Here is a 23,205-nt window from a genome sequence, read left to right on the forward strand (position 1 = left end):
CTCACACCCCAGCCGCGGTAAAGCGGCGCAGGCCGGCGCGCCACAGCAGCACTGATACGCCCCACATCGCCAGCGCCATCAGCGCTTGGCAGCCGACAATGGCCGGAATCGACAACTGGTAGCCGCCGAGCCGGTAATCGCCCAGCAGCACTTGGATCGGCACATAGGTGATGAACTGGAACGGCAGGTAGAACAGTACTTGCTGCACGGCATCGGGAAACAGCGCCAGCGGCAGGAAGACGCCGGCGCAGAGGTCGCGCAGAAAGCCGATCAGCCGCCGCAAGCCGTTGGTACGCGTGAGCCAGAACGCCAGCGTGCCGACGCAGTAATTGACGAGGAACATGATGACGAAGCCGAGCGCCAGCGACAGCACGAACCACAGCGGCCGCGCCGGAACCAGCCGGATCGAGAACACGCCCCACAGGATCAGGTAGATCGGCAGCGCCTCCATCCAGAAACCGAGGCAGCGGTGGCCGAGCTTTTGCGAGAACGCGAACGCGCGGTGCGAGATCGGACGCAGCAGAAAGGTCAGGAACTTGCCGCTGCGGATCAGCATCTGCAGGTTCCAGTCGGCAAAATCGAACACCAGAATGCCGACGATCAGTACCGCCGCGTAATAGCGCATCAGCGCGTCGCGGTCGTAGCCGGCGATGCTCTGGCCGTCGCCGAGCAGCGCCTGCCAGATCACCACCTGCACCAGGAAGAACGTCGGCCCGACCAGCAGCGAGAGCAGCATGTGCGAGCGGTACGCTGCCCATTCCTGATAGGTGGCGTAGGCGATCGCGCGCGTGGATGCCCATGCCGCGCGCAGCCGCGCCGGTGCAGTGTCGGCCAGCGTGGGTGTCAAAGCAGCCCCGACCAGATGATGCCGCGCGGGGCGATCACCGCCTCCTGCGACCAGCCGGGGTTGTTCGGCACCATATAGGCGACGACCAGCCCTTCGCTCGGGTCGACGTACAGCGCGCTGTGGCCGTAGCCTTCGTGCGCGTAGCTGCCCGGGCTGACGAGACCGTAGTTGTTGTGCGTCTGCACGCCCAGACCGTGCTCGAGCGCCTTGTATTTTGCGCCCCAGTAATACGATTCGGTATTGGGCGGCAGCCAGTTGCGCGTCATCGCCTCGACCGACTTGCGGGAGAGGACGCGCGTGCCGTCCCCGTCTCCCGGTGCGCCCAGGTTCAGCATCGCTTGGCCGAGCCGGAACAGGTCGGCCAGCGTCGAGTACATGCCGCCGGCGGCGAGCGGAATGCCGTGCAGCGGTGCCCGCCGTTGCAGTTGTTCGAGCTGGAGTTCGTTGGTCACGCAGACTTCATCCAGCCTCGACTCGGGAACGATGAAGCACGAGTCCTTCATCCCCAGCGGCTTGAGGACGTGGTCTTCGACATACGACTCGAACGTCTGCCCCGAGACGCGGGCGACGATTTCGCCGAGGATCACGTAGCCGATCGAGCTGTAGCTGCTGCGGCTGCCCGGCTCGTATTCGGTCGGCCCGGCCAGTGCTGCGGTGATCCAGTTGTCCTTGACGCGGCTGACGAACCATTCGTGCGGGTACGGTTCACCGTAGAAGTTGGCCTCGGCCGGCAGCCCGGAGCAATGGGTCAGCAGATGCCAGACCTGGATCTGGTTGTGCTTGGGGTTCTGCATTTCGGGGATATGCGTACAGGCGAAAGCCTCGAGGCAGAGCCGGCCTTGCTCGACCAACTGCATCACCGCGATCGCGGCGACCATCTTGGTGATCGAGTACACGCGGCGGATCGAGTCGGGCAGGAAATCGCCCAGCGCCGGATCTTCGCGCAACCGCCCGAGCGAGCGGTGCGCGAACACCTTGCCGTGCCGCGCCAGCAGGTAGGATGCGCTCTGTATCGTCCCGGCCTGCAGCAGCCGGCGGAAGTGCTCGTCGAGTTGGTCGAGCTTGGCCGGATCGAAACCGGCTTCGCGTGGCGTGGCGGTAACGGGGCCGAGGTGCAGCGGATATTCGGTACGCATGCCAGGATCTCCTTATTCATTTTCTGTCTGCTTTTATGTTGAAAAGCTTACTTGAATATTCGAATCCATGGTGTATGTATTGTTTTTTGTCAGCCGGTGCCGGGGCGTTTTTATGCCGTTTTTATGCGCCGCAGCCGGATATTTGCGCGCTTTTAAGATCGTCGCTCCTACAGTGGCAGCGTGTTCTTCACCAAGAGCAATGCCATGCAGCCCATTGCCATCTGCCGTCATGATGCGGCCCAAGGTCCCGGTCATCTGATCGACTTTTTCGACGCTCATGCGATTCCGTGGCGGCTGTTTGCCGTCGACGCCGGTGAAACGCCGCCAACGCGAGCCGGCGATTACAGCGGCGTGGTCATCCTTGGTTCACCGGCAAGCGTGAACGATGGTTTGAGCTGGATGCGCCGCGAAGAAGCGCTGGTGCGCGATGCGATGCGGCTGGAGCGGCCGGTGCTCGGCCACTGCTTTGGTGGCCAGTTGCTGGCCAAGACGCTGGGTGCCCGGGTGCGCCGCAACAGCGTGCCGCATATCGGCTGGGGCAGGGTGCTGGTGACGCGTTTCGACGAGGCCACCGAATGGTTTGGTCAGCGTCGCGAGCTGGAGCTGTTTCATTGGCATTTCGACACTTTCGAAATCCCGCGCGGCGCCAAGCGGGTGTTGTTCGGCACCTATTGCATGAACAAGGGCTTCGCCATCGGCCCGCACCTGGGGTTGCAATCGCATCTTGAAGTCACCGCCGACAGCGTGCGGCTGTGGTGCCGCAACGATGGCGATGAAATTCGCCGCAATGTCTCGGCTTCGGTGCAATCGGAAGCCGAGATTCTTGCCAACCTCGATGCCCGTGTGAGTGCGCTGCACCGCCTTGCCGATCGTGTCTACCGTCGCTGGGCCGAGCATTTGCCCGGCTGGCATCGCGTGATCGTGCCGGTCTTGCCGCACTCGCGTCCGCGCGGCGGCGAGAGCTGGGGTGAGCGGATCATGCATGCTTGATCCCGATTGGCCGCGATCAATCTACGCAGCGCAAATCAAGTCCTGCCGGCAGCGCTTGCAGGACGTATCCTCGCGTACTGGCCTTTCTAAAATATCCTCATTCCACCTTTGTTCTCTTTGATGCCGACCGACCAACGTCCCGATCCTGATCTGTTACTGGCCGAACTGAAGGCCGACGAGGCACGCGCGCAGCGTGGTCACCTTAAAATCTTCTTCGGCGCCAATGCCGGTGTCGGCAAGACCTACGCGATGCTGACCCAGGCGCGCGCGCAGGCGGCGCAGGGCGTCAATGTCGTCGCCGGCCTGGTCGAAACGCACGGCCGTGCCGAGACGATGGCAATGCTCGACGGGCTACCGGTGTTGCCGCGTCGGCGCATGCCGCATCAGGGGCGCGAACTCGACGAGTTCGACCTCGACGCCGCGCTGACGCTCGCGCCGGCCTTGCTGCTGGTCGACGAACTGGCGCACAGCAACGTGCCCGGCAGCCGCCACCCGAAGCGCTGGCAGGATATCGACGAACTACTGGCTGCCGGCATCGACGTTTACACCACGGTCAACGTCCAGCATCTGGAGAGCCTGAACGACGTCGTCGGCCAGCTCACCGGGGTGCGTGTGCGCGAAACAGTGCCCGATCATGTGTTCGACGCCGCTGACGACGTGGTGCTGGTCGATCTGCCACCGGACGAATTGCTCGGGCGGCTCTCCGAGGGCAAGGTGTATATCGCCGAGGCCGCGAGCCGGGCGCGCGAGCACTTCTTCCGCAAGTCCAACCTGATCGCACTGCGCGAGCTGGCGCTGCGCCGTACCGCCGAGCGCGTCGACGCCGAGCGCAGCAGCGGCGGTACGCCGACCTCCGAAGGGCGGGTGATGGTGGTGCTGCCGCGCTGCACCCAGCCCGACAAGCTGGTGCGGCTGGCGGCGCGGCTGGCTGGCCGGCTCAAGACCGACTGGTTTGCGGTGCTGGTCGAGTCGCCGTCGCTGGCGCGTGACGCGGCGATGCGTGCGCGGCTGTTCGCCGCGCTCAAATTCGCCAAATCGCTCGGTGCCGAAACCGCCACCCTGGCGGGACGCGAAGCGGCCGATGCCATCGCCGTCTATGCGCGCGAACACGATGTCGGCACGGTCATCATCGGCGAGGCACCGCGCCGTTGGCGTCCGGGGCTGGCGGCCAAATTGCTCGAACGCCTGCCGGGGCTGGCGGTGCAGGAGATCCGTATCGATGCGCCGGCGCAGCACTGGCTGGCCGGATTCAGTTTCGGTGCGCGCAAGGATGGTTTGATCGCCGCGTTGATCGGCTGCGCGATTACCTCGGCGCTGATGATGCCGCTGTCCAAGCTGATCGCGCTGCCGAACGTGGTGATGCTCTATCTGGTGTCGGTGCTGCTGGTGTCGGTGCGTTTCGGCCGGCTGGCCGGCGCGATGTCGGCGCTGCTTAGCGTTGCCGCGTTTGATTTCTTTTTCGTGCCGCCGACGTGGTCGTTCAGCGTTTCGGACACCCAGTATCTGCTGACCTTCGTGGTGATGCTCGGCGTGGCGTTGACGATCAGCCAGCTTTCGGCGCGACTGCGCTTTCAGGCCGATGCGGCGACGCGGCGCGAGCGGCGCACGGCGGCGCTGTACGAGCTGACGCGGGCGCTGTCGGTGGCGCTGACCCATGAACAGGTGGTCGAGATCGCCTTGGCGCAGCTGGCGCCCCGCGTCGATGCCGACGTCGGCCTGGCGCTGCCGAGCCGCGATGAGGTGCTGTCGCATGTCGGCGGTTCCTCGGTCGATCTGGCCGTGGCCGACTGGGTGTTTCGTCACAACCAGCCGGCCGGTCGCGGCACCGGGACGCTGCCGGCGTCGCCGGCGTTCTATCTGCCGCTTGCCGCACCGGTGCGCGTACGCGGCGTGCTGGCGCTGACGCCGCGCGGCGACTGGATGCCGGGGCCGGAGAATGAACGCTTTCTGTCGACCTGCGCCGCGCAGATCGGTCTGGCGCTGGAGCGCGTGCATTTCGTCGAGGTCGCGCAGGAGGCGCTGGTGTCGATGCAGGGCGAGCAGCTGCGCAACAATCTGCTGTCGACGATTTCGCACGATCTGCGCACGCCGCTGACGGTGCTGCACGGGCTGGCGAGTACGCTGGCGGTGCAGCCGGCACTCGATACGGTGTCGCAATCGCTGGCGGCACAATTGATCGACGAAACCGGGCGGATGAACGAACTCGTCGCCAACTTGCTGGACATGGCGCGGCTGCAATCGGGCGAAGTCAGGCTGCGACGCGATTGGCAGTCGGTCGAAGAGGTCGCCGGCGGTACGGTCAGGGCGATGGGGCAACGACTGTCGGCGCACACCTTGCAGCTCGATCTTGATGCCGATCTGCCGCTGGTCGAGTTCGATGCCGTGCTGATCGAGCGCGTACTCGTCAATCTGCTCGACAACGCAGCCAAGTACACAAAGCCGGGGAGTACGATCATCCTTGGCGCACGGGTCGAGCCCGGTTATCTGCTGCTCTCGGTTGCCGACAACGGCCCGGGTCTGCCGGAAGGGCAGGAAGATCAGTTGTTCGCCAAATTCACCCGCGGGGTGGCCGAGGGCAACGTTGGTGGCGTCGGTCTGGGGCTGGCGCTGTGCCGGGCCATCGTCAATGCCCACGGTGGCTCCATCGCCGTCGCTGCCGCCGCAGGTGGCGGCGCCGTGTTCAACGTCCGCTTGCCGCGCCGCCCACCGCCGCCGCTTCCGAATGAATTACCGCAGGGAATTGCCTGATGTCCACTTTGTCGCCTACCGTCGTCGTGATCGAAGACGAAGTCCAGATCGCCCGTTTCGTGGCGCTGGCGCTTGAAGGCGAAGGAATGACCAGCCACGCCGCCGGGAGCGTGCGAGATGGTCTGATCGCCGCTGGCACGCGCCAGCCCGATCTGGTGATTCTCGATCTTGGTCTGCCCGATGGCGACGGCATCACGCTGATCCGCGAGTTGCGCGCATTTTCCGATGTACCGGTGCTGGTGCTGTCGGCGCGTACCCAGGAGGCCGACAAGGTCGCCGCGCTCGATGCCGGCGCCGATGATTACCTGAGCAAACCGTTTGGCGTGGCCGAGTTGCTGGCACGGGTACGCGTGCTGCTGCGCCGTCATGCCAAGCAGGACGCCTCCAGCCGCGATGGCAAAGTGTGCATGGGCGACGTCGAAATCGACCTCGTCGGCCGCAATGTACGACGCAATGACGAGGCGCTACACCTGACACCGATCGAATACCGGCTGCTGTCGGTGCTGATCCGTCACGCCGGCAAGGTGTTGACGCACCGGCAGCTGCTGCTCGAAGTCTGGGGGCCGGCGTATGTAGAGCACAGCCACTATCTGCGCATCTATATGGGCCATCTGCGCCAGAAGCTCGAAGCCGATCCGGCGCAGCCACAGCATTTGCTGACCGAAACCGGCGTTGGCTACCGGCTGGTGCTGTAGCGCGGGGCACCCGGACGGGCGGCGGAGTATCGCGCTTGACCTGGAGTAAGCTCCAGGCATTAGCCTTGGCTCACCCTGTCCATTCCAATGAATATCAGCGAATTTGCCGCCACCGTCGGTCTGAGCGCCGACACCTTGCGCTACTACGAGAAGATCGGCCTGATCGACCGCGTCACGCGCAATGCTTCGGGTCATCGCAGCTACGGCCAGGCCGATCTGGCGTGGCTGAGCTTTTTGATCCGGCTGCGCGAAACCGGCATGCCGATCGAGCAGATGCGCCGTTACGCGGCGTTGCGACGCGAAGGCGATGTGACGCTGGCGCCGCGGCGCGAGCTGCTGCAGGCGCACGCCGCCCGTGTCGAGGCGGAGGTACAGCGCCTGCAAAGCCATCTGGGCAAATTGGCCGACAAGATCGCGCTATACCGGCGCATGGAGGCGGACAGGGTTCATTTCGCAGCCAAGGAGCATGACCATGAACCCAGCCCTCCCCGCCAGCCCCCTCTCCACCAACCGTTATGAACGCGGCCTGGAAAAACTGCGCGAAATAGACGGTCACGCCGGCGAAGCGGTGATCGCCTCGCTGGCCGATATCGCACCCGATTTCGCCCGCTATCTGATCGAGTTTCCGTTTGGCGACATCTACTCGCGCCCGGGCCTTGACCTGAAGTCACGAGAGGTTGCCGTTGTTGCGGCGCTGACCGCGCTCGGCAACGCCGCGCCGCAACTCAAAGTGCATATCGGCGCCGCGCTCAATGTCGGCTGTACGCGTGACGAGGTGATCGAGGTCATCATGCAGATGGCGGTGTACGCCGGTTTTCCGGCCGCGCTGAACGGCCTGCTTGCGGCGCGGGAGGTGTTTGCGGTGCTTGACAGTGATTCAGGCTGAAACCGGTCGCCGCTTCGGACGGAAATAACCGCTGTCGGCATAGAAAGCATCGTCCTGCTCCGCCCACCAGCCGGGAATGCCGAGGAAGGGCAACGGTGGCAGTTGTCGCGGTCGCAGCAGCCGATCGGCATCGAGCTCGGCTGCGATGTGCGCGTCGAGTACGGCGATACGATCAAACAGTGGCAGCGCAAAGTGGTCGTCGCTGACCGGCACCAGCCAGCATTTGCCGGTCAGGCCGGTAAACGGCGACAGCAGGTATTCGTAATTGGCGTGGCCGAAACAGAGCGCCTCGATCCGCTTGCCCCAGTCGTCGCGGCAGGTCTGGAACAGCGTTGCCCAGTCATGGTCGACCAAGGCGTTGGTCAGTATTGGGTCGCTGCAGGCGACGATCAGCCCGCATTCGTCGAGCAGCGTTGCCGCATCGCGCACCGGCCCGCGTGGCCCGGTGTGGGTGTGGCGCTGGTGCAGCGCATTCAGCGCGACCTTGGCTTTCGGGAAGGTATGCCAAACCGCGGCGTTAAAACAGTCGTGCCAGTTGTGCCGCGTGGCGATGCGCCCAAGCGCATGGATTTCGGTTTCGTAATACTGCGTCAGCGAATCGGGGTCGACGAATTGCAGTGGCAGGCCGAGGCGGTTGGTGGCCGGGGAGCCAAGCAACTGCCAGTCTTGCCAGTCCGGCAGGCGGTTGATGCGTTCCAGCAGCGACCGGATCGGCGCGTAGCCCGGATGTGTGGCGAAATGCGCCGCCGGCCAGTGTGTCATTGCAATGGGCTCATTGCAGCTTGCCAAGCTCCAGCCTGCCTTCACCCAGCGTCTTGCCGCCGGCGTCGAGCGCCTTCACGCTCAAGAAGTAAGCTGCGCCTTTACTGCACGGTGGCTGGTAGCCGCCGGCTGTCGATTGCTCCACCCAGGAGAAGCCGCTTGGCAATGCGGGCTGCTGGCCGGTCACGCTGGTGAGCTGTACGCTGGCCGCGCTCTGAGCCACGGCATAGCGGAGCACGCCCAAGCTGGCGCCACCGCGCTGCTTGTATTCAAGTTGCAGCGCCGTGGTGCCGCTGGGCAGATCGAACACATTCAGTGCTGGCGTGTTGCCCTTGCCGCCGAGCTGGGCGCATTGCTGGCCTGCCGGAATCGCCATGCCATTCCACGCCGGGTTGGCGAAACGCACCGTCAGCCGGGGGCCGTCGGCCTGCGCGTACTGGATGGTGAAGAGCACCGCAAGCAGCAGCGATGCGATCAGCAGCAACGATTTTTTCATTCCGGATGCCTCTAAAAAAACAGATCGGCTAGAACTTACATTCTAGCCGATCTGTCTGGTGCAGATCGTGACCGCGGTCACGATCGCTGGGCCATATTTACGCCAGCGCCTTCAGCGCGGCTTCGTAGTTCGGCTCATCTTTGATTTCGGCAACGAGCTCGGCATGCAGCACCTTGTCGTTCGCATCCAGCACCACCACGGCGCGAGCGGCAACGCCAACCAGCGGGCCGGTGGCGAACTCAACACCATAATCGTTCAGGAACTGGCGGCCACGCATGGTCGACAGTGTCACGACGTTTTCCAGGCCTTCGGCGCCGCAGAAGCGGTTTTGCGCGAACGGCAGATCGGCCGAGATGCACAGCACCACGGTGTTGGCGAGCTTGGAGGCCGATTCGTTGAAGTGGCGAACCGAGGTCGCGCAGGTCGGGGTGTCGATGCTAGGGAAAATATTCAGCACCTTGTTCTTGCCGGCAAAGGCCGACAGTGACACGTCGGCCAGATCCTTGCCGACGAGGGTGAACGGCTTGGCGGCGTCGCCGGCTTGCGGAAATGCACCGCTGACTTCGATCGGGTTACCGCCGAGGGTTACGCTGGACATGGCATGCTCCTGTGGTCAATGTGGTGTGGTCTACGGGGCGACTTCTAACGAGCCGCATCTGAATACAAATGGCGCTGAATCGGTGAGATTCAAGCGCCATTTGGTCATTCTGCTCAGGCAACCGCTTTTTCATACGCAGCCGCATCCAGCAGGGCGGCGCGCTCGGCCAGATCGCTCGGGCGTAGCCGGAACAACCACGCTTCGTACGGCGTGTCGTTGATCGCTTCGGGGTTGTCGACCACGGCGGGATTGGTCTCGACGATTTCACCCGAGAGCGGGCAATTCACGTCGGAGGCGCTTTTGACCGACTCGACCAGCGCGACGGCTTCTTGTTGTTTGACCTGACGGCCAATCGCCGGCAATTCAACGTAAACAAGGTCGCCAAGCGTTGATTGGGCGAAATGGGTGATGCCGACCGTCACCAGGCCGTCATCGTCGAAGCGGGCCCATTGGTGGGTTTCGGAATAAAGCAGCGTAGCGGGAATTGTCATGGATAGAACCAGTAAATCGAATAACCGGAGGAATCGAGTTTGTCCAGATCGAGCTGCAGATAGGCGCGCAGCTCGTCATTGGGGGCGAGCCGCGAGCGGTTTTTTTCGCTGGCGACCAGATATTGGCTCGGGGTGAAGCGTTTGCGCGCCACGACTTCCTCGCGCTCATTGGTGAGCGTGAGTTCCATCGTTGGCAGCGCCTGCTCATACGCCGCAAGATTGCGCAGGCTGGCCGAGAGTTGCACCAGATTGTGCCGGCCCGGCACGTAACTGAGCTCGGAGTAATCCGAGCGCAGCAATTCGGCGTGGCGCGGTAGTGGCATCTCGCAACCAAGGCTCTGGCATGCCGAGACATAAATCGGCCGCAGCCAGGGCAATTCGGTCGACAAGGTGGCGCGGTAGCGCAGGGCAATCTGCGTCAGCAGCACAAAAACCGCCAGCGCCGCGATGGCTACCCAGATCCAGCGCCACGGCGAAGGGGGCGCTGGTGGCGCGAGCAAGGCGTCGTCCTCAATGGTGCGAATGGGGCGGTAATCGGAAGGGGCTGCCTCAGCCGAGGCCGTAGCCGGTTCGGCGACGATGGCGCTTGCCGGCTCGCTGGCGAGCGCGTCAACTGCCGGTTCCGGTTCCGGTTCCGGTTCCGGTTCCGGTGATTCGGCTACGACGGCATTGTCTGCGTGTGGTGCGCCGTGTTGCGGCTCTACCGTGACTGCCGTCTCGTCCGCTACGGCTTCGGTGATTGTCGGGTCGACCGGGGCGTCAGCCGGCGACTCGGCCTGAGCCGTCATGCATTCAAGTGCGTTGAACACGAACGCACACTTGCCGCAGCGCACCTTGCCGCGATGGGCGGCCAGTTGCGCTGCGGTGACGTTGAATGCCGTGTGACAGTTGGGGCAGCGGGTAATCGAACTCATGACCGCAGATTGTAGCCCGGATTCATCTTGCTGCACGCGTCAGCGCTTGCGGCCGGACAAGCACACCCAGCCTTCGGCCTCGTTTGGCGTGGCGAAGTCGAACCAGGCGCTGTAAATCGTGATCACATCGTCGGCCTGCTCTGCGAGTATGCCCGAGAGCGCAATCCGGCCGCCGACCTTGACTCGACTGGCGAGCATCGGCGCCAACGCCTTGAGCGGATTGGTGAGGATATTGGCGACCACGACGTCGTACTCGCCGGTGGGCGCCGCATCGGGCAGGAAGAAGACGATCTCGACGCCGTTTTGCTCGGCGTTCTGGTTCGATGCAACCATGGCTTGCGGATCGATATCGACCCCGTGGGTTTCACCGGCGCCGACTTTTTTGGCGGCAATCGCCAGAATGCCCGAGCCGCAACCGTAGTCGAGCACCGTTTCGCCGCCGGCGATATTGGCGTCGAGCCATTGCAGGCAGAGGCGGGTGGTCGGATGGCTGCCGGTACCAAAGGCCAAGCCCGGGTCGAGGACGATATTGATGGCGTCCGGATCGGGTGATTCGTGCCACGTCGGGGTGATCCACAAACGCTTGGAAATCGGGATCGGATCGAACTGCGATTGCGTCAGCCGCACCCAGTCCTGATCTTCGACGGTAACGATTTCAAACGCCGGTGCTGCGATGCCAATGGCGTTGGCGGCGGCGGCTACGGTCAGTTGCGGGTCCATTTCGTCGGACAAATGCGCGACGACGACGCTGTGATCCCACATCTGATCCACGGGCTCGCCCGGCTCGCCGAAGATGGGTTTTTCGGCATCGGTGCCGGCGGCGGCGTCTTCGATCGAGACCGAAAGCACGCCCAGATCAAAAAGGGCATCCGACAGCGCTTCGGAATGTTTCGAGTCGGTGGTGATACGCAATTCCTGCCAAGGCATGTCGGGCTTTCCTGAAGAGTGATGGCCGTGATTGTCTCACGGCTGGACGAACATGAAAAAAGGGCCGGTGAGGCCCTTTTTTTGGCGCTGCTGTGCGATCAGCTCAGCTTTTCCAGAATGGCACGAATCTCGGGCATTCTGTGCTCAAGATAGTGGATGCTGGTGCCGCCCTTGATGAATTCTGCATCGAGCAACAGCTGCTGGTGCAAGGGGATATTGGTCGAAATCCCCTGTACGACCATCTCCGACAGTGCGATGCGCATCCGCGCCATTGCCTGTTCGCGGGTATCGCCGTAAGTGATGATCTTGCCGATCATCGAGTCGTAATTCGGCGGTACGAAGTAGCCCTGATACACATGCGAATCGACGCGCACGCCAGGGCCGCCCGGCGTGTGCCAGGTGGTGATCCGGCCCGGGCTCGGTACGAACTTGAGCGGATCTTCGGCGTTGATCCGGCACTCGATCGAATGGCCCTTGAGCTTGACGTCCTTTTGCGCGTAACGCAGCGGCAGGCCGGCGGCAACGCGGATCTGCTCCTGCACGATGTCGATACCGGTGATCATTTCGGTCACCGGGTGTTCGACCTGAACGCGGGTGTTCATCTCGATAAAGAAGAACTCGCCGTTTTCGTACAGGAATTCGAACGTACCCGCGCCGCGATAGCCGATCTGGCGGCAGGCTTCGGCGCAGGCCTCGCCGACCTTCTTGCGTTGTGCCTCGGTGATGCCCGGGCCCGGCGCTTCTTCAATCACTTTTTGATGGCGGCGCTGCATCGAGCAATCGCGTTCGCCCAGATAAATCGCATTGCCATGCTGATCGGCGAGGATCTGGATCTCGACGTGACGCGGCGTCTGCAGGTAGCGCTCCATGTACACGGTCGGATTGCCGAAGGCGGCGCCGGCTTCGGACTTGGTCATTTCGACCGAGCGCAGCAACTCCTCTTCGTTATGCACCACGCGCATGCCACGACCACCGCCACCGCCAGCGGCCTTGATGATCACCGGATAACCGACTTGCTTGCCGGTCGCGAGGATTTCCTTCGGGTCGTCCGACAGTGCGCCTTCCGAACCCGGCACGCACGGCACGCCGGCCAGTTTCATCGCATTCTTGGCCGACACCTTGTCGCCCATGATGCGGATCGATTCGGGTTTCGGGCCGATAAAGGCAAAGCCGGACTCTTCAACGCGCTGGGCGAAATCGGCGTTCTCGGCAAGAAAGCCGTAACCCGGATGGATCGCGTTGGCATTGGTGACTTCGGCCGCGGAGATGATCGCGGCCATGTTCAGATAGCTCTGCGGCGACGGATTCGGACCGATACAGACCGATTCGTCGGCGAGCTTGACGTATTTGGCTTCGCGGTCGATTTCCGAATGGACGACCACGGTTTTGATGCCCATTTCGCGGCAGGCGCGCAGGATTCTGAGCGCAATTTCGCCGCGATTGGCGATGAGGACTTTTTCAAACATGGGCGGTCTCCGCGGCCAAATCGCACTTGTAGCCTGCGGCTACGGCGCAATTTGGCTTCGCCGCTGCGCAGCCTTGGGGCTGCTGGTCGCCGCGGTTGGCGATCAGTACTTTTTCAAAAAACATCTGTGAACTCCGTGAGACGTGAAGCAACCGTCAGGGGCGCCGGGGCGCTGCTGGGGCTGCGGCACAGAATCAGCCAATGACGAACAGCGGTTCGCCGTATTCGACCGGCTGGCCGTTCTCGACGAGGATGGCCTTGATGACGCCAGAGGTTTCTGCTTCGATTTCGTTCAGGAGTTTCATCGCTTCAATAATGCAAAGCGTGTCGCCGGCATTCACTTGCTGGCCAACTTCGATAAAGGCCTTGGCGCCCGGGCTGGCCGAGCGGTAGAACGTGCCGACCATCGGCGACTTGATCGGCGTGCCCTCGGGCAGTGAGGCTGCTGCGGTTTCAACGACAGCGGCAACCGGTGCGGCGGCGATCGGCGCCTGCATCTGCATCGGTGCTTGCTGGAAGTAAGTCGGAGCGGCGTTCTGATTGACGCGGGTGATGCGGACTTTTTCTTCGCCCTCGGTGACTTCGAGCTCGGCAATGCCGGACTCCTCGACGAGGTCGATCAGTTTTTTCAGTTTACGCAGATCCATACGGCAACCCTCTTAATATAGGCAATGCTTGTTTGACGCATTTTGGGGGAAACGGGGACGTCCGTTCAGGACGCCGGATTGGCAGCTTCGAGCGCAAAGGCCAGCGCGTATTCGTAGCCTTTGGCCCCGAGGCCACAGATCACGCCGGTGGCGAGATCAGAGAAGTAGGAGTGATGTCGGAACGATTCGCGAGCATGCACATTGGAGAGGTGCACTTCTACAAAGGGAATCTTGACCCCGGCGAGCGCGTCGCGCAGCGCCACACTGGTGTGAGTGAAGGCGGCGGGGTTGATGACGATGAAGTCTGTGCCGTCCGAAAGTGCGGCGTGGATACGGTCGATCAGTTCGTATTCGCGGTTGGACTGAAAAGCCTCAAGCTTGGCGCCCTGTTGTGCCGCGATGCCGACCAGACGGGCGTTGATATCCGCCAGTGTATCGGCACCATAGTGCTGTGGTTCACGCACGCCCAGAAGATTGAGATTGGGGCCATGCAGCACCAGGATATTGCGGGCTTTTGCCATGCTCACCTCCCAGTCTCGTTCCAAATCATCGGCCGGAGTTTGCCGAGCCGAAAGGCACTTGTCTAGCCAAATCGACGAAATTACCGGAAATTAGGCCTTGAAATGCCTGTTTGAAAACGGCGTGTCATCAGGTGGTTCGCGGGCTGCTGCTCAGGTGGGCTGATATACTGATGTAGTTTTGCTACGCGCTCTTTCGCCGCACCTCCGCTCCTTTTTTACACGGTTTTCTCCGATGCAGCTTTCCGATTTCGATTATTTTTTGCCCGATCACCTGATCGCCCAGTTTCCGCCCGAAGTACGTGGCGCCAGCCGTTTGCTGCACGTTGACGGCCAAACGCGCACCGATGGCTGGTTTCGCGACCTGCCCGATTTGCTGCGTGCCGGAGATTTGCTGGTGTTCAACGACACCAAGGTGATCAAGGCGCGGCTTTTCGGCCAGAAAGCCAGCGGTGGTGCGGTCGAGGCGCTGGTCGAGCGTGTGCTCGATACGCATCGGGCGCTGGCGCATGTACGCGCCAGCAAATCGCCCAAGCCGGGCAGCCGCATTGTCTTTGCCGAACGCTGGCACGCCACCATGATCGAGCGGCGCGGCGATCTGTTCCTCTTGCAGTTCGACGGCGATGAGTCGGTACTCGATATTCTGGAGCAGGCAGGCAGGCTGCCGCTGCCGCCGTATATCACCCATACGCCGGATGACGAGGACGCCAAGCGTTATCAAACCGTTTACGCCCGCGATCCGGGCGCGGTGGCGGCGCCGACCGCGGGTTTGCACTTCACCGACGAATTGCTGGCGCAGTTGCGCGGAATGGGGGTTGGTACGGCGTTCCTGACGCTGCACGTCGGCGCCGGGACCTTCATGCCGGTGCGGGTCGACGATATTGCCGACCACATCATGCATCACGAGCGCTACTCGATTCCGCAGGCGACGCAGGATGCGATCCGCGCTACCAAGGCGGCGGGCGGGCGGGTGATCGCCGTGGGTACCACCAGTCTGCGCGCGCTGGAGGCATCGTCGCAACATGGCGTACTGATGGCTCCCGAGGGCGATACCGATATCTTTATTACGCCGGGATATACGTTCCGCGTCGTCGACCGGCTGATCACCAACTTCCACCTGCCCAAATCGACCTTGCTGATGCTGGTCGCCGCGTTTGCCGGGCTCGACACGATGAAGGCCGCGTATACGCATGCGGTTGCGAACGAGTATCGCTTCTTCAGTTATGGCGATGCGATGCTGCTTGAGCGCGAGCTCCATTCAAACTGAAATCCTGACGACGTAAATCTGTCACGGCTCTTTTTCCTTGCTGTCATAGGCCCTCGGTACGCTGCCGGCTCCAAATGACAGTTTCAAAACAAGGGAAGGATGAGCATGTATCAGATTAACAAGAAGGGCGTTGCGTGCACCGCGCTGGCACTGGCCTTGAGTGCATGTGGCGGTTCCGATGGCGACAATTCGGCATCGACGCCTGCGCAGGCGACCAGCAGCCTGCTTGTTCAGCCCTCGCTCGGGCAGATTCAGGGCGCCGATGTCGTCGTCAAATCGCTTGACGGCAAGGTGCTCGGCAGCGGCAGCCTTGATGCTGGTGGCGTGCTGAAACTGTCGCTGGCCGCCAGCAGCGGCCCGTTGCTGATTGAAGTCAACGGCAAGACCGGCGCCAAGTATTTCGACGAAGGCCTCAGTGCCGAACTTGATCTGCCGGCCGGCGAAACCTTGCATGCAGTGCTGGCCAGTGCGCAGGAGCAGGCCGGCGTCACCGTGCTGACCGAAATCGCTTACCAGCGCCTGCTGGCCAGCAAGGGCGGCAAGCTGGCGGATGCGACGGCTGCGGACATCGTCAAGATCAATGAAGAAGTCCGCGCGCAATTCGCACCGGAACTCAAAAGCATCGTATCGGCGCCGAAGCTGGTGAATGCCAAGACCGGCGCTGGCGCGCTCGATGATGACGAAATCGGCCGTTATGCGCTCAAACTGGCCGCGCTGGCCAAGGCCGGGGTGCATGGGCTCGATGAGGCCAAGCCGGCCCTGGCTGCCGACGCTGCCGATGCCAAGGTGGCGCTGGGGGCGCAACGTCCGGCACTGGCGCTGGGGCGCCAACTGGCACGCGACTTCGCCGACGGCAAGTTCGATGGCAAGGAAGGCGCCAAATCGCTGGTCGACCCGCTCTACGCCGCCGACACCTTCCACGACCGTATTCAGGACAAGCTGCTGCAAGCGGCGCAGCAGTTGGGTAGCGCCAAGTTGGTCGAGCTGGTGCAAAAGGGGGGCGCAGTGCCGGCGGGTGTCGGCGTGGTCAAGGCCGAGAAGGGCACGCAGCTTGATCTGGCCATCCTGCAGACCACCGACCTGCACACCAATATCAAGAGTTACGACTACTACAAAACACAGGAAGACATCACCCTCGGTTTCGAACGCACCGCAACGCTGATCGACAAGGCGCGGGCCGAGCTGCCGAACAATCTGCTGGTGGATAACGGCGATACCATTCAGGGCACGTCGCTGTCGGACTATCAGGCGCAGGTGAACCCTGTGAGTTGCAACGACACGCTGGCGCAGTACAAGGTGATGAACCTGATGCGCTACGACGCCGGCAATATCGGCAACCACGAATTCAATTACGGCCTGCCTTTCCTGGCGCAAGTGACCGGCGCGGCGATGCGCGTACCGGGTACCGAGGACCGCAAGGGCTGCATGGGGCCGCGCTTCCCGCTGGTGCTGTCGAATGCCTATGCCGCCAGCGACAAGCAGCCGTTGTTCTCGCCCTACGTGATCCTCAACCGCACCTTCAAGACCGCCGACGGCAAGCGCATTGCGCTCAAGGTGGGCGTGATCGGCTTTGCGCCGCCGGGCATCATGAGCTGGGACAAGCGCAATCTGGATGGCAAGGTTTACGTTGAAGGCATCAAGGAGTCGGCCGAGAAGTACGTGCCGGCGATGCGCAAGGCCGGTGCCGATATCGTCGTCGCGCTGTCGCACGGCGGCATCTCGGCGGCAACGTATTCGCCGAGCATGGAGAACGCGGTTTACCACCTTGCCAAGGTGCCGGGCATCGATGCGATCGTTTCGGGCCATTCGCACAGCTACTTCCCGGACGGCAAGAACTTCGCCGGTATTGCCGGGGTGGACAACGTCAAGGGTCTGGTCAACGGCGTGCCGACGGTCATGGCCGGTTTCTGGGGCAATACCCTGGGTGTACTGAAGCTGGGCATCACCTATGACGGTGCGCAGTGGAAAGTCACGCAATCGCAAGGCGAGCTGCGTGCGATCAATAGCAAGGTCGGCAACGACACCGTCGCGGTCGCACCGCACGCCGCCATTGGCAAGCTGGTGCAGAAGGAGCACGAGGGCACGATCCGTTACGTCTCGACGCCGGTGGGCAATACCGAGTTCCGTATCAGCTCGTTTTTCTCGCAAGTCGGTGATACCGCGGCGATGCAGCTGATCAATGCGGCGCAGCGGGATTACGTCGAGAAGTACGTCAAGACCAATCTGCCGCAGTACGCCAGCCTGCCGGTGTTGTCGGCAGCCGCGCCGTTCAAGTCCAACTTCCGTGCCACCGGTTACACCGATATCCCGGCGGGTGGCGTGGCGATCAAGAACGTGGCCGATCTGTATCTGTACCCGAACACGCTGCAAGCGGTGAAGATCGATGGCGCAACGATGAAGGCGTGGCTGGAGAAAGCCGCCGAACAGTTCAACCAGATCGACCCTAGCAAGACGGCTGATCAGCAACTGATCAACGGCAGCTTCCCGTCGTACAACTTCGACCAGATCGACGGCGTGCAGTACGAGATCGACGTGACCAAGCCCAAGGGCAGCCGCATCGTCAATCTGCGCTGGAAGGGCCAGCCGCTGCCGGCCGGTCAGGAGTTCATCGTGGCGACCAACAACTATCGCGCCAGCGGTGGTGGTGGTTTCACCAGTCTCGATGGCAGTAAGACGATCTTTGATGCGCCCGATGCCAACCGCGACATCATCGTCGCCTACATCAAGGCGCAGAAGACGCTGACCCGTGCAGCGCAAGGCAGCGATGGCAACTGGCGCTTTGCCAAGGTCACGCTGGCCGGACGTGTGCTGTTCGAATCGGCGCTGGATGCCGAGGCGGTGGCCCGTGCCGATGGCATCGCCAATGTCTTCAAAATTGAAGACAAGGCCGACAAGAGCGGCTCGATCTACAAGCTTGATCTGAGCCTGTAAACGCCTTCGTAATCTCACTCAGCCCCGGCCCGGCGCCGGGGCGTTTTCATTGGGGAACGATCCATGTTGATGCTTTCCAGGCCGAAGCGCTGGCTGGCGTGCGCGCTGCTGGCGGCGTTTGTCGTCGGTGCCGTGCTGCTCTCGCAGAGTCACGCCCGGCATGCCGATGCCGTGGCCGTGCCCGCTAGCGCGGTGCAGCAACTGAAGCTTGATGTGCAGGCGCATCGCCCGCAGAGCGAACAACAACTGCAGCGGTTGGCGCAGGATGGCAATCCGCTGGCGGCGCGCACACTGGCCGAACTCGCCGGCGAAGCGGCAACACCGCAGGCATTGCAGCAATCTCTGAGCTGGTATCGCCAGGGCGCAGCGCACGGCGATGGCGAATCGGCTTATCAGCTGGGGATGGCGTATCTGCAGGGGCGTAGCGTGCCGGTGGATGTGGCCGGCGCTCGGCGCTGGTTCGAGCGTGCCGGTGATCTGCCCGCGGCGCAATTCAGGTTGGCGACGATGCTGTTGCGCGGGGAGGGTGGGGCGGCGAACCTGCCCGCAGGCCAGCAGCTGCTGGTGAAGGCCGCCGCGAGCGGTGACGCCAATGCGATGTTCATGCTCGGCAATCGCTATCGTGCCGGCGAAGGCGTTGCGCACGACGATGCGCAGGCGCTGCACTGGTATCAGCTAGCCGCGAATCAGGAGCACGCCGCGGCGCTGCAGACGCTGTCGCTGGCCTATGCGCACGGTGAACTGGGCCTGGCGGTTGATCCGCATCAAGCGCAGTTCCTGGGGGAGTACGCCGGCCACGCCGCGAAGTGCCATATGCCGCATTCGCGTGTGGCGCTGTTTTAAAGCGGGCCCGGATGTTTTGCGGACGCGATTCCGTCGATTGTGTCTATCCGGCGGTAATAGCCGGGTGGTCATCCTGCCGCAGGGCGTGGTAATTTCGCGCTCTTGCCGGGGCTGCGATGTGCGGCCCCTTTGGTTTTTTGCGCCGGACTGTTTTCCGGCGGCATAAGGAGTAAGCATGACGACGAAAAACGGCTTGCAGTTCACGCTGCGCGCGACTTCCGGCGGCGCACGACGTGGCACGCTGCAACTCAATCACGGTGTGGTCGAAACGCCGGTGTTCATGCCGGTCGGCACCTACGGCACCGTCAAGGCGATGACGCCGCGCGATCTCACCGAGATCGAAGCGCAAATCTGCCTGGGCAATACCTTCCATCTGTGGCTGCGCCCGGGGCTGGACGTCATCAGCAAGTTTGGCGGGCTGCATCAGTTCATGGGCTGGGATAAACCCATCCTCACCGATTCGGGCGGCTTTCAGGTGTTCAGCCTTGGCGATTTTCGCAAGATCACCGAAGAGGGCGTGAAGTTCCAGAGCCCGGTCAACGGTGACAAGCTGTTTCTGACGCCGGAAGAATCGATGCGGATTCAGAAGACGCTCAATTCCGACATCGTGATGATCTTCGACGAATGCACGCCGTATCCGGCCGATCGCAAGCAGGCCGGCGATTCGATGCGCATGTCCTACCGCTGGGCCAAGCGCTCGCGTAGCGAGTTCGACGCGCTGGGAAACCCGAACGCGCTGTTCGGTATCGTCCAGGGCGGCATGTATGAGGATTTGCGCGATGAATCGCTCGCCGGCCTCGACGATATCGGCTTCGACGGCATGGCGATCGGCGGTTTGTCGGTCGGCGAACCGAAAGACGACATGGAGCGCATCCTCGCGCACACCGCGCCGCGCCTGCCGGAAAACAAGCCGCGCTATTTGATGGGCGTCGGCACGCCGGAAGACCTGGTCTACGGCGTCAGCCAGGGCATCGACATGTTCGACTGCGTGATGCCGACCCGCAACGCCCGCAACGGCATGCTGTTCACGCGCTTTGGCGACATCAAGATCAAGAACGCCAAGCACCGGCTCGACGAGCGCCCGCTGGATGAAACCTGCGATTGCTATACCTGCAAAAACTTCAGCCGTGCCTATCTGCACCACCTGTTCCGCTCGGGCGAAATTCTCGGCTCGCAGCTCAACACCATGCATAACCTGCGCTATTACCAAGTGCTGATGGCCGAGATGCGTGCGGCGATCGAGATCGACGCTTTCCCTGCCTTCGTCGCGCGTTTTCGTGCCGATCGCGCGCGCGGTATCGACTAAGCCGCGGCTGGTCGACGATCAAACCCGGCCCGGCCTGATGCCGCGCCGGGTTTTTTCTTGTCCGGTTGAGGGCTTTTCGCCGCCCGCTGCCGGAATTTGACTGGCCCCAAGCTTGGCTTGGCTCCGGCTGAGCGGTATCGGTCGCACCCGCTGCGCATGACGGTGGCCGCTTGTCCCTCTCCTGAGCCCGGTTGTGCTTGCTTCTCGTATCCGGATGCAACTTTTCGGGGCGGCACTTGCCTTCTCCTTGCACCCGGCGACATGGGTTTGTTGCTCAAGCCCGGCCGTCGATCGCCGGTGCCGTGCCGGTTATCCGGAAAGCAAGGCTGCATGCTGGGGTTTCCGTCTATTGCCTTGCGGTGATTCCACCGCATGCACTGTGCATTGCGTGAAGGATGCCGGTAGATTTCAGACAGGGGGCGGGCTAGAATGGCCAGCTTCGTTTTTTTGACACTTTATAAAGGCCCGACCGATGTTTATCGCTCCCGCTTACGCTGCTGACGCTGCCTCGTCTGCCGCTGGCTTCATGCAGTTCCTGCCGATGGTCGTGATTTTTGTGCTCTTCTACTTCCTGCTGATCCGTCCGCAGCAGAAGCGCGCCAAGGAACAGCGAGCCATGCTCGACGCGCTGCAAAAGGGCGACGAGGTCGTGACCTCCGGTGGCACCCTGGGGCGCATCGTCAAGGTCAGCGAGCAGTACATCACGCTGGAACTGGCTGACAACGTCGAGATCCTGGTGCAGCGCGCTTCGGTGTCGCAGCGTCTGGAAAAAGGCACCATCAAAAACAACAAGTAATCACGTTGGGGCGGCCACGGCTGCCCCTTTGTGCTTTCTGGCTTGCAGTTTGCAAGCCGCACTCAAGGTTTAAGGGCATGCAATGAACCGCTACCCGTTGTGGAAATTCATCCTGATCGCCGTGGCTCTGGTCGCGGCCTTCCTCTATACCTTGCCGAACTTCTTCGGTGAGAGCCCTGCCGTGCAGATTTCCAGCGCGCGCACCATGGTCAAGGTCGATCAGTCGACGAAGACCCGGGCTATCGCCGCAGTGACGCAAGCCGGCCTGAGTCCGGAAGACGTGCTGTTCGACGGCGCGTCGGTGAAACTGCGCTTCAAGGATATCGATACCCAGCTCAAGGCCAAGGATGCCTTGCAGTCGGCGCTGGGCGACGATTATGTCGTGGCGCTGAACCTGCTGCCGCAAACCCCGTCGTGGTTGCAGTCCATCGGCGCCAAGCCGATGTTCCTCGGCCTCGATCTGCGTGGCGGCGTGCACTTCCTGCTTGAAGTCGACATGAAGGCCGCGGTCGACAAGGCGCTGGAAAAGACCGCTGGTGACGTTCGTCGCGAGCTCAAGGACAAGAAGATTCGTTATGGCAGCGTGACCCGCGGCCGTGACACGGTCGAAGTACAACTGCGCGATGCCGAGACCGTCGACGCCACCGCGCCGCTGATCCGCAAGTTGCTGCCGACGCTGGACGTGAGCGTGGTCAAGGATGGCAGCAGCAACAAGGTCGTCGTGACCTATCCGCAAGCCGCGCTGCTGAAACTGTCCGAGGACGCGGTCAAGCAGAACATCACCACCTTGCACAACCGGGTGAACGAACTGGGCGTGGCCGAGCCGATCATTCAGCAGCAAGGTCCGGGCCGCATCGTGGTGCAATTGCCGGGGGTGCAGGATACCGCCAAGGCCAAGGATATTCTCGGCCGTACCGCAACGCTGGAAGTGCGTCTGGTTGACGACGATCCGGCCAATCTGCAAGCGGCGATCGCCGGTAATGTGCCTGCCGGCACCGAGCTGATGACCGAGCGTCGCGGCAACGGCCAGAATGCACCGATCCTGGTGAAGAAAGAGGTCGAGCTGACCGGCGACAACATCAACGATGCGCAAGCCGGTTTTGACGAGCAGAACGAAGCCTCGGTCAACCTCAACCTTGACTCGACCGGCGCGCGGATCTTCAAGGATCTGAGTCGCGACAACATCGGCAAGCGCATTGCGATGATCCTGGTCGAGAAAGGCAAGGGCGAAGTCGTCACCGCTCCGGTGGTTCGCGCCGAAATCGGTGGTGGTCGCGTGCAGATTTCCGGCTCGATGGGCGTTGCCGAAGCCAACGACACCGCGCTGCTGTTGCGTGCGGGTTCACTGGCTGCGCCGATGAACATCGTCGAGGAGCGCACCATCGGTCCTAGCCTGGGCAAGGACAACATCAAGAAGGGCTTCGATTCGACGCTGTACGGCTTTGCCGCGATCGCGATCTTCATGATTTTCTATTACCGCGTGTTCGGCGTGGTGTCGGCGGTATCGCTGGCTGGCAACCTGTTGTTGCTGGTGGCGCTGTTGTCGGCGGTCGGCATCACGCTGACGTTGCCGGGGATTGCGGCGATCGCGCTGACGCTGGGTATGGCGATTGACTCGAACGTGCTGATCAATGAGCGGATTCGCGAAGAGCTGCGCAACGGCATGACGCCGCAGGCAGCCATTTCGAACGGCTACAGCCATGCGTGGGCGACGATTCTGGACTCGAACGTCACCACCCTGATTGCCGGTGTCGCGCTGTTGATCTTCGGTTCGGGCGCGGTGCGCGGCTTTGCCGTGGTGCACTGCCTTGGCATTCTCACTTCGATGTTCAGTGCGGTCGTAGTATCGCGCGGCATCATCAATCTGATTTACGGCTACCGCCGCCGCGTAACCGGTCTGTCGATCGGTCAGGTGTGGGTGCCGGATCAGAAGCAAGCATAA

General features: G+C 62.5%; 23 protein-coding genes. 11 read left to right on the plus strand and 12 right to left on the minus strand.

Features of this window, described 5'->3' with window-relative positions:
• Window position 1: 1 nt before the first annotated feature.
• Both JLC71_RS02425 and JLC71_RS02430 read right to left on the minus strand, forming a co-directional pair.
• Complete coding sequence (locus tag JLC71_RS02425) at window positions 2-847, minus strand: ABC transporter permease (RefSeq protein ID WP_200917094.1); 846 nt, start codon at window positions 845-847, stop codon at window positions 2-4.
• On the minus strand, window positions 844-1,983 hold the full coding sequence (locus JLC71_RS02430) for a serine hydrolase domain-containing protein (protein ID WP_200917095.1): 1,140 nt from the start codon (window positions 1,981-1,983) through the stop codon (window positions 844-846). The genes JLC71_RS02425 and JLC71_RS02430 overlap by 4 nt, the downstream gene beginning before the upstream one ends.
• A gap of 204 nt (window positions 1,984-2,187) precedes the next feature.
• Between JLC71_RS02430 and JLC71_RS02435 the strand changes: the two genes are divergently transcribed.
• From JLC71_RS02435 to JLC71_RS02455, 5 genes are all read left to right on the plus strand, one after another.
• Complete coding sequence (locus tag JLC71_RS02435; protein ID WP_200917096.1) at window positions 2,188-2,973, plus strand: type 1 glutamine amidotransferase; 786 nt, start codon at window positions 2,188-2,190, stop codon at window positions 2,971-2,973.
• Window positions 2,974-3,093: 120 nt separating this feature from the next.
• Window positions 3,094-5,721, plus strand: coding sequence for a sensor histidine kinase (locus JLC71_RS02440; RefSeq protein ID WP_200917097.1), 2,628 nt, complete (start codon window positions 3,094-3,096; stop codon window positions 5,719-5,721).
• Entirely contained in the window at window positions 5,721-6,416 is a 696-nt protein-coding gene (kdpE, locus tag JLC71_RS02445) for a two-component system response regulator KdpE (RefSeq protein ID WP_200917098.1), read from the plus strand. The genes JLC71_RS02440 and kdpE overlap by 1 nt, the downstream gene beginning before the upstream one ends.
• A gap of 87 nt (window positions 6,417-6,503) precedes the next feature.
• Window positions 6,504-6,935, plus strand: coding sequence for a MerR family transcriptional regulator (locus tag JLC71_RS02450; RefSeq protein WP_200917099.1), 432 nt, complete (start codon window positions 6,504-6,506; stop codon window positions 6,933-6,935).
• Window positions 6,889-7,302, plus strand: coding sequence for a carboxymuconolactone decarboxylase family protein (locus tag JLC71_RS02455; RefSeq protein ID WP_200917100.1), 414 nt, complete (start codon window positions 6,889-6,891; stop codon window positions 7,300-7,302). Before JLC71_RS02450 ends, JLC71_RS02455 begins: the two co-directional genes overlap by 47 nt.
• Here the strand turns inward: JLC71_RS02455 and JLC71_RS02460 are convergent.
• The 10 genes from JLC71_RS02460 to aroQ all read right to left on the minus strand — a co-directional run bounded on the left by JLC71_RS02460 (window position 7,294) and on the right by aroQ (window position 14,123).
• Window positions 7,294-8,064 carry a DUF3025 domain-containing protein gene (locus JLC71_RS02460; RefSeq protein WP_200917101.1) on the minus strand — a complete coding sequence of 257 codons (771 nt, stop codon included), beginning with the start codon at window positions 8,062-8,064 and terminating at the stop codon, window positions 7,294-7,296. The genes JLC71_RS02455 and JLC71_RS02460 overlap by 9 nt on opposite strands.
• A 10-nt stretch (window positions 8,065-8,074) precedes the next feature.
• Window positions 8,075-8,560, minus strand: a complete 486-nt coding sequence (locus JLC71_RS02465; RefSeq protein ID WP_200917102.1) for a hypothetical protein — start codon at window positions 8,558-8,560, stop codon at window positions 8,075-8,077.
• 97 nt (window positions 8,561-8,657) lie between these two features.
• Window positions 8,658-9,158 carry a thiol peroxidase gene (tpx, locus tag JLC71_RS02470; RefSeq protein WP_200917103.1) on the minus strand — a complete coding sequence of 167 codons (501 nt, stop codon included), beginning with the start codon at window positions 9,156-9,158 and terminating at the stop codon, window positions 8,658-8,660.
• A 113-nt stretch (window positions 9,159-9,271) separates the two neighbouring features.
• Window positions 9,272-9,649 carry a glycine cleavage system protein GcvH gene (gcvH, locus tag JLC71_RS02475; protein WP_200917104.1) on the minus strand — a complete coding sequence of 126 codons (378 nt, stop codon included), beginning with the start codon at window positions 9,647-9,649 and terminating at the stop codon, window positions 9,272-9,274.
• Entirely contained in the window at window positions 9,646-10,563 is a 918-nt protein-coding gene (locus JLC71_RS02480; protein WP_200918234.1) for a DUF3426 domain-containing protein, read from the minus strand. The genes gcvH and JLC71_RS02480 overlap by 4 nt, the downstream gene beginning before the upstream one ends.
• Window positions 10,564-10,602: 39 nt before the next feature.
• A complete protein-coding gene (prmA, locus tag JLC71_RS02485) occupies window positions 10,603-11,490 on the minus strand; it encodes a 50S ribosomal protein L11 methyltransferase (RefSeq protein ID WP_200917105.1) in 888 nt (295 codons plus the stop codon).
• A gap of 98 nt (window positions 11,491-11,588) precedes the next feature.
• Window positions 11,589-12,956 (minus strand): acetyl-CoA carboxylase biotin carboxylase subunit, encoded by a 1,368-nt coding sequence (accC, locus tag JLC71_RS02490; RefSeq protein WP_200917106.1) that lies wholly within the window; start codon window positions 12,954-12,956, stop codon window positions 11,589-11,591.
• Window positions 12,949-13,080 carry a hypothetical protein gene (locus JLC71_RS16585; RefSeq protein WP_255517332.1) on the minus strand — a complete coding sequence of 44 codons (132 nt, stop codon included), beginning with the start codon at window positions 13,078-13,080 and terminating at the stop codon, window positions 12,949-12,951. The genes accC and JLC71_RS16585 overlap by 8 nt, the downstream gene beginning before the upstream one ends.
• Window positions 13,081-13,149: 69 nt before the next feature.
• Window positions 13,150-13,602, minus strand: coding sequence for an acetyl-CoA carboxylase biotin carboxyl carrier protein (accB, locus tag JLC71_RS02495; protein WP_200917107.1), 453 nt, complete (start codon window positions 13,600-13,602; stop codon window positions 13,150-13,152).
• Between the two features lie 65 nt (window positions 13,603-13,667).
• Window positions 13,668-14,123 (minus strand): type II 3-dehydroquinate dehydratase, encoded by a 456-nt coding sequence (gene aroQ, locus JLC71_RS02500; protein WP_200917108.1) that lies wholly within the window; start codon window positions 14,121-14,123, stop codon window positions 13,668-13,670.
• Between the two features lie 232 nt (window positions 14,124-14,355).
• Here aroQ and queA point away from each other — a divergent pair, with 232 nt between their 5' ends.
• From queA to secD, 6 genes are all read left to right on the plus strand, one after another.
• Window positions 14,356-15,387 (plus strand): tRNA preQ1(34) S-adenosylmethionine ribosyltransferase-isomerase QueA, encoded by a 1,032-nt coding sequence (gene queA / locus JLC71_RS02505; protein ID WP_200917109.1) that lies wholly within the window; start codon window positions 14,356-14,358, stop codon window positions 15,385-15,387.
• Window positions 15,388-15,492: 105 nt separating this feature from the next.
• Complete coding sequence (locus tag JLC71_RS02510) at window positions 15,493-18,318, plus strand: bifunctional 2',3'-cyclic-nucleotide 2'-phosphodiesterase/3'-nucleotidase (RefSeq protein ID WP_200917110.1); 2,826 nt, start codon at window positions 15,493-15,495, stop codon at window positions 18,316-18,318.
• Window positions 18,319-18,381: 63 nt separating this feature from the next.
• Window positions 18,382-19,161: a tetratricopeptide repeat protein gene (locus JLC71_RS02515; protein ID WP_200917111.1), complete on the plus strand. Its 780-nt coding sequence runs from the start codon at window positions 18,382-18,384 to the stop codon at window positions 19,159-19,161.
• Window positions 19,162-19,336: 175 nt separating this feature from the next.
• A complete protein-coding gene (gene tgt / locus JLC71_RS02520) occupies window positions 19,337-20,467 on the plus strand; it encodes a tRNA guanosine(34) transglycosylase Tgt (protein WP_200917112.1) in 1,131 nt (376 codons plus the stop codon).
• A gap of 472 nt (window positions 20,468-20,939) precedes the next feature.
• The gene (gene yajC / locus JLC71_RS02525; RefSeq protein ID WP_200917113.1) at window positions 20,940-21,263 is read left to right on the plus strand and encodes a preprotein translocase subunit YajC; all 324 of its coding nucleotides are present in this window, start codon (window positions 20,940-20,942) and stop codon (window positions 21,261-21,263) included.
• Between the two features lie 82 nt (window positions 21,264-21,345).
• Entirely contained in the window at window positions 21,346-23,205 is a 1,860-nt protein-coding gene (secD, locus tag JLC71_RS02530) for a protein translocase subunit SecD (RefSeq protein ID WP_200917114.1), read from the plus strand.

Source organism: Jeongeupia sp. HS-3, from assembly GCF_015140455.1.
Lineage (GTDB): Bacteria > Pseudomonadota > Gammaproteobacteria > Burkholderiales > Chitinibacteraceae > Jeongeupia.

What these genes read in the sequence shown, in the direction of transcription:
- tpx (WP_200917103.1), bottom strand. Translation starts at nt 9,158, where the DNA reads ATGTCCAGCGTAACCCTCGGCGGTAACCCGATCGAAGTCAGCGGTGCA.
- JLC71_RS02455 (WP_200917100.1), top strand. Translation starts at nt 6,889, where the DNA reads ATGAACCCAGCCCTCCCCGCCAGCCCCCTCTCCACCAACCGTTATGAA.
- prmA (WP_200917105.1), bottom strand. Translation starts at nt 11,490, where the DNA reads ATGCCTTGGCAGGAATTGCGTATCACCACCGACTCGAAACATTCCGAA.
- accC (WP_200917106.1), bottom strand. Translation starts at nt 12,956, where the DNA reads ATGTTTGAAAAAGTCCTCATCGCCAATCGCGGCGAAATTGCGCTCAGA.
- accB (WP_200917107.1), bottom strand. Translation starts at nt 13,602, where the DNA reads ATGGATCTGCGTAAACTGAAAAAACTGATCGACCTCGTCGAGGAGTCC.
- JLC71_RS02435 (WP_200917096.1), top strand. Translation starts at nt 2,188, where the DNA reads ATGCAGCCCATTGCCATCTGCCGTCATGATGCGGCCCAAGGTCCCGGT.
- aroQ (WP_200917108.1), bottom strand. Translation starts at nt 14,123, where the DNA reads ATGGCAAAAGCCCGCAATATCCTGGTGCTGCATGGCCCCAATCTCAAT.
- kdpE (WP_200917098.1), top strand. Translation starts at nt 5,721, where the DNA reads ATGTCCACTTTGTCGCCTACCGTCGTCGTGATCGAAGACGAAGTCCAG.
- secD (WP_200917114.1), top strand. Translation starts at nt 21,346, where the DNA reads ATGAACCGCTACCCGTTGTGGAAATTCATCCTGATCGCCGTGGCTCTG.
- JLC71_RS02480 (WP_200918234.1), bottom strand. Translation starts at nt 10,563, where the DNA reads ATGAGTTCGATTACCCGCTGCCCCAACTGTCACACGGCATTCAACGTC.
- JLC71_RS02440 (WP_200917097.1), top strand. Translation starts at nt 3,094, where the DNA reads ATGCCGACCGACCAACGTCCCGATCCTGATCTGTTACTGGCCGAACTG.
- tgt (WP_200917112.1), top strand. Translation starts at nt 19,337, where the DNA reads ATGACGACGAAAAACGGCTTGCAGTTCACGCTGCGCGCGACTTCCGGC.
- gcvH (WP_200917104.1), bottom strand. Translation starts at nt 9,649, where the DNA reads ATGACAATTCCCGCTACGCTGCTTTATTCCGAAACCCACCAATGGGCC.
- yajC (WP_200917113.1), top strand. Translation starts at nt 20,940, where the DNA reads ATGTTTATCGCTCCCGCTTACGCTGCTGACGCTGCCTCGTCTGCCGCT.
- JLC71_RS16585 (WP_255517332.1), bottom strand. Translation starts at nt 13,080, where the DNA reads ATGTTTTTTGAAAAAGTACTGATCGCCAACCGCGGCGACCAGCAGCCC.
- JLC71_RS02450 (WP_200917099.1), top strand. Translation starts at nt 6,504, where the DNA reads ATGAATATCAGCGAATTTGCCGCCACCGTCGGTCTGAGCGCCGACACC.
- JLC71_RS02430 (WP_200917095.1), bottom strand. Translation starts at nt 1,983, where the DNA reads ATGCGTACCGAATATCCGCTGCACCTCGGCCCCGTTACCGCCACGCCA.
- queA (WP_200917109.1), top strand. Translation starts at nt 14,356, where the DNA reads ATGCAGCTTTCCGATTTCGATTATTTTTTGCCCGATCACCTGATCGCC.
- JLC71_RS02510 (WP_200917110.1), top strand. Translation starts at nt 15,493, where the DNA reads ATGTATCAGATTAACAAGAAGGGCGTTGCGTGCACCGCGCTGGCACTG.
- JLC71_RS02515 (WP_200917111.1), top strand. Translation starts at nt 18,382, where the DNA reads ATGTTGATGCTTTCCAGGCCGAAGCGCTGGCTGGCGTGCGCGCTGCTG.
- JLC71_RS02460 (WP_200917101.1), bottom strand. Translation starts at nt 8,064, where the DNA reads ATGACACACTGGCCGGCGGCGCATTTCGCCACACATCCGGGCTACGCG.
- JLC71_RS02465 (WP_200917102.1), bottom strand. Translation starts at nt 8,560, where the DNA reads ATGAAAAAATCGTTGCTGCTGATCGCATCGCTGCTGCTTGCGGTGCTC.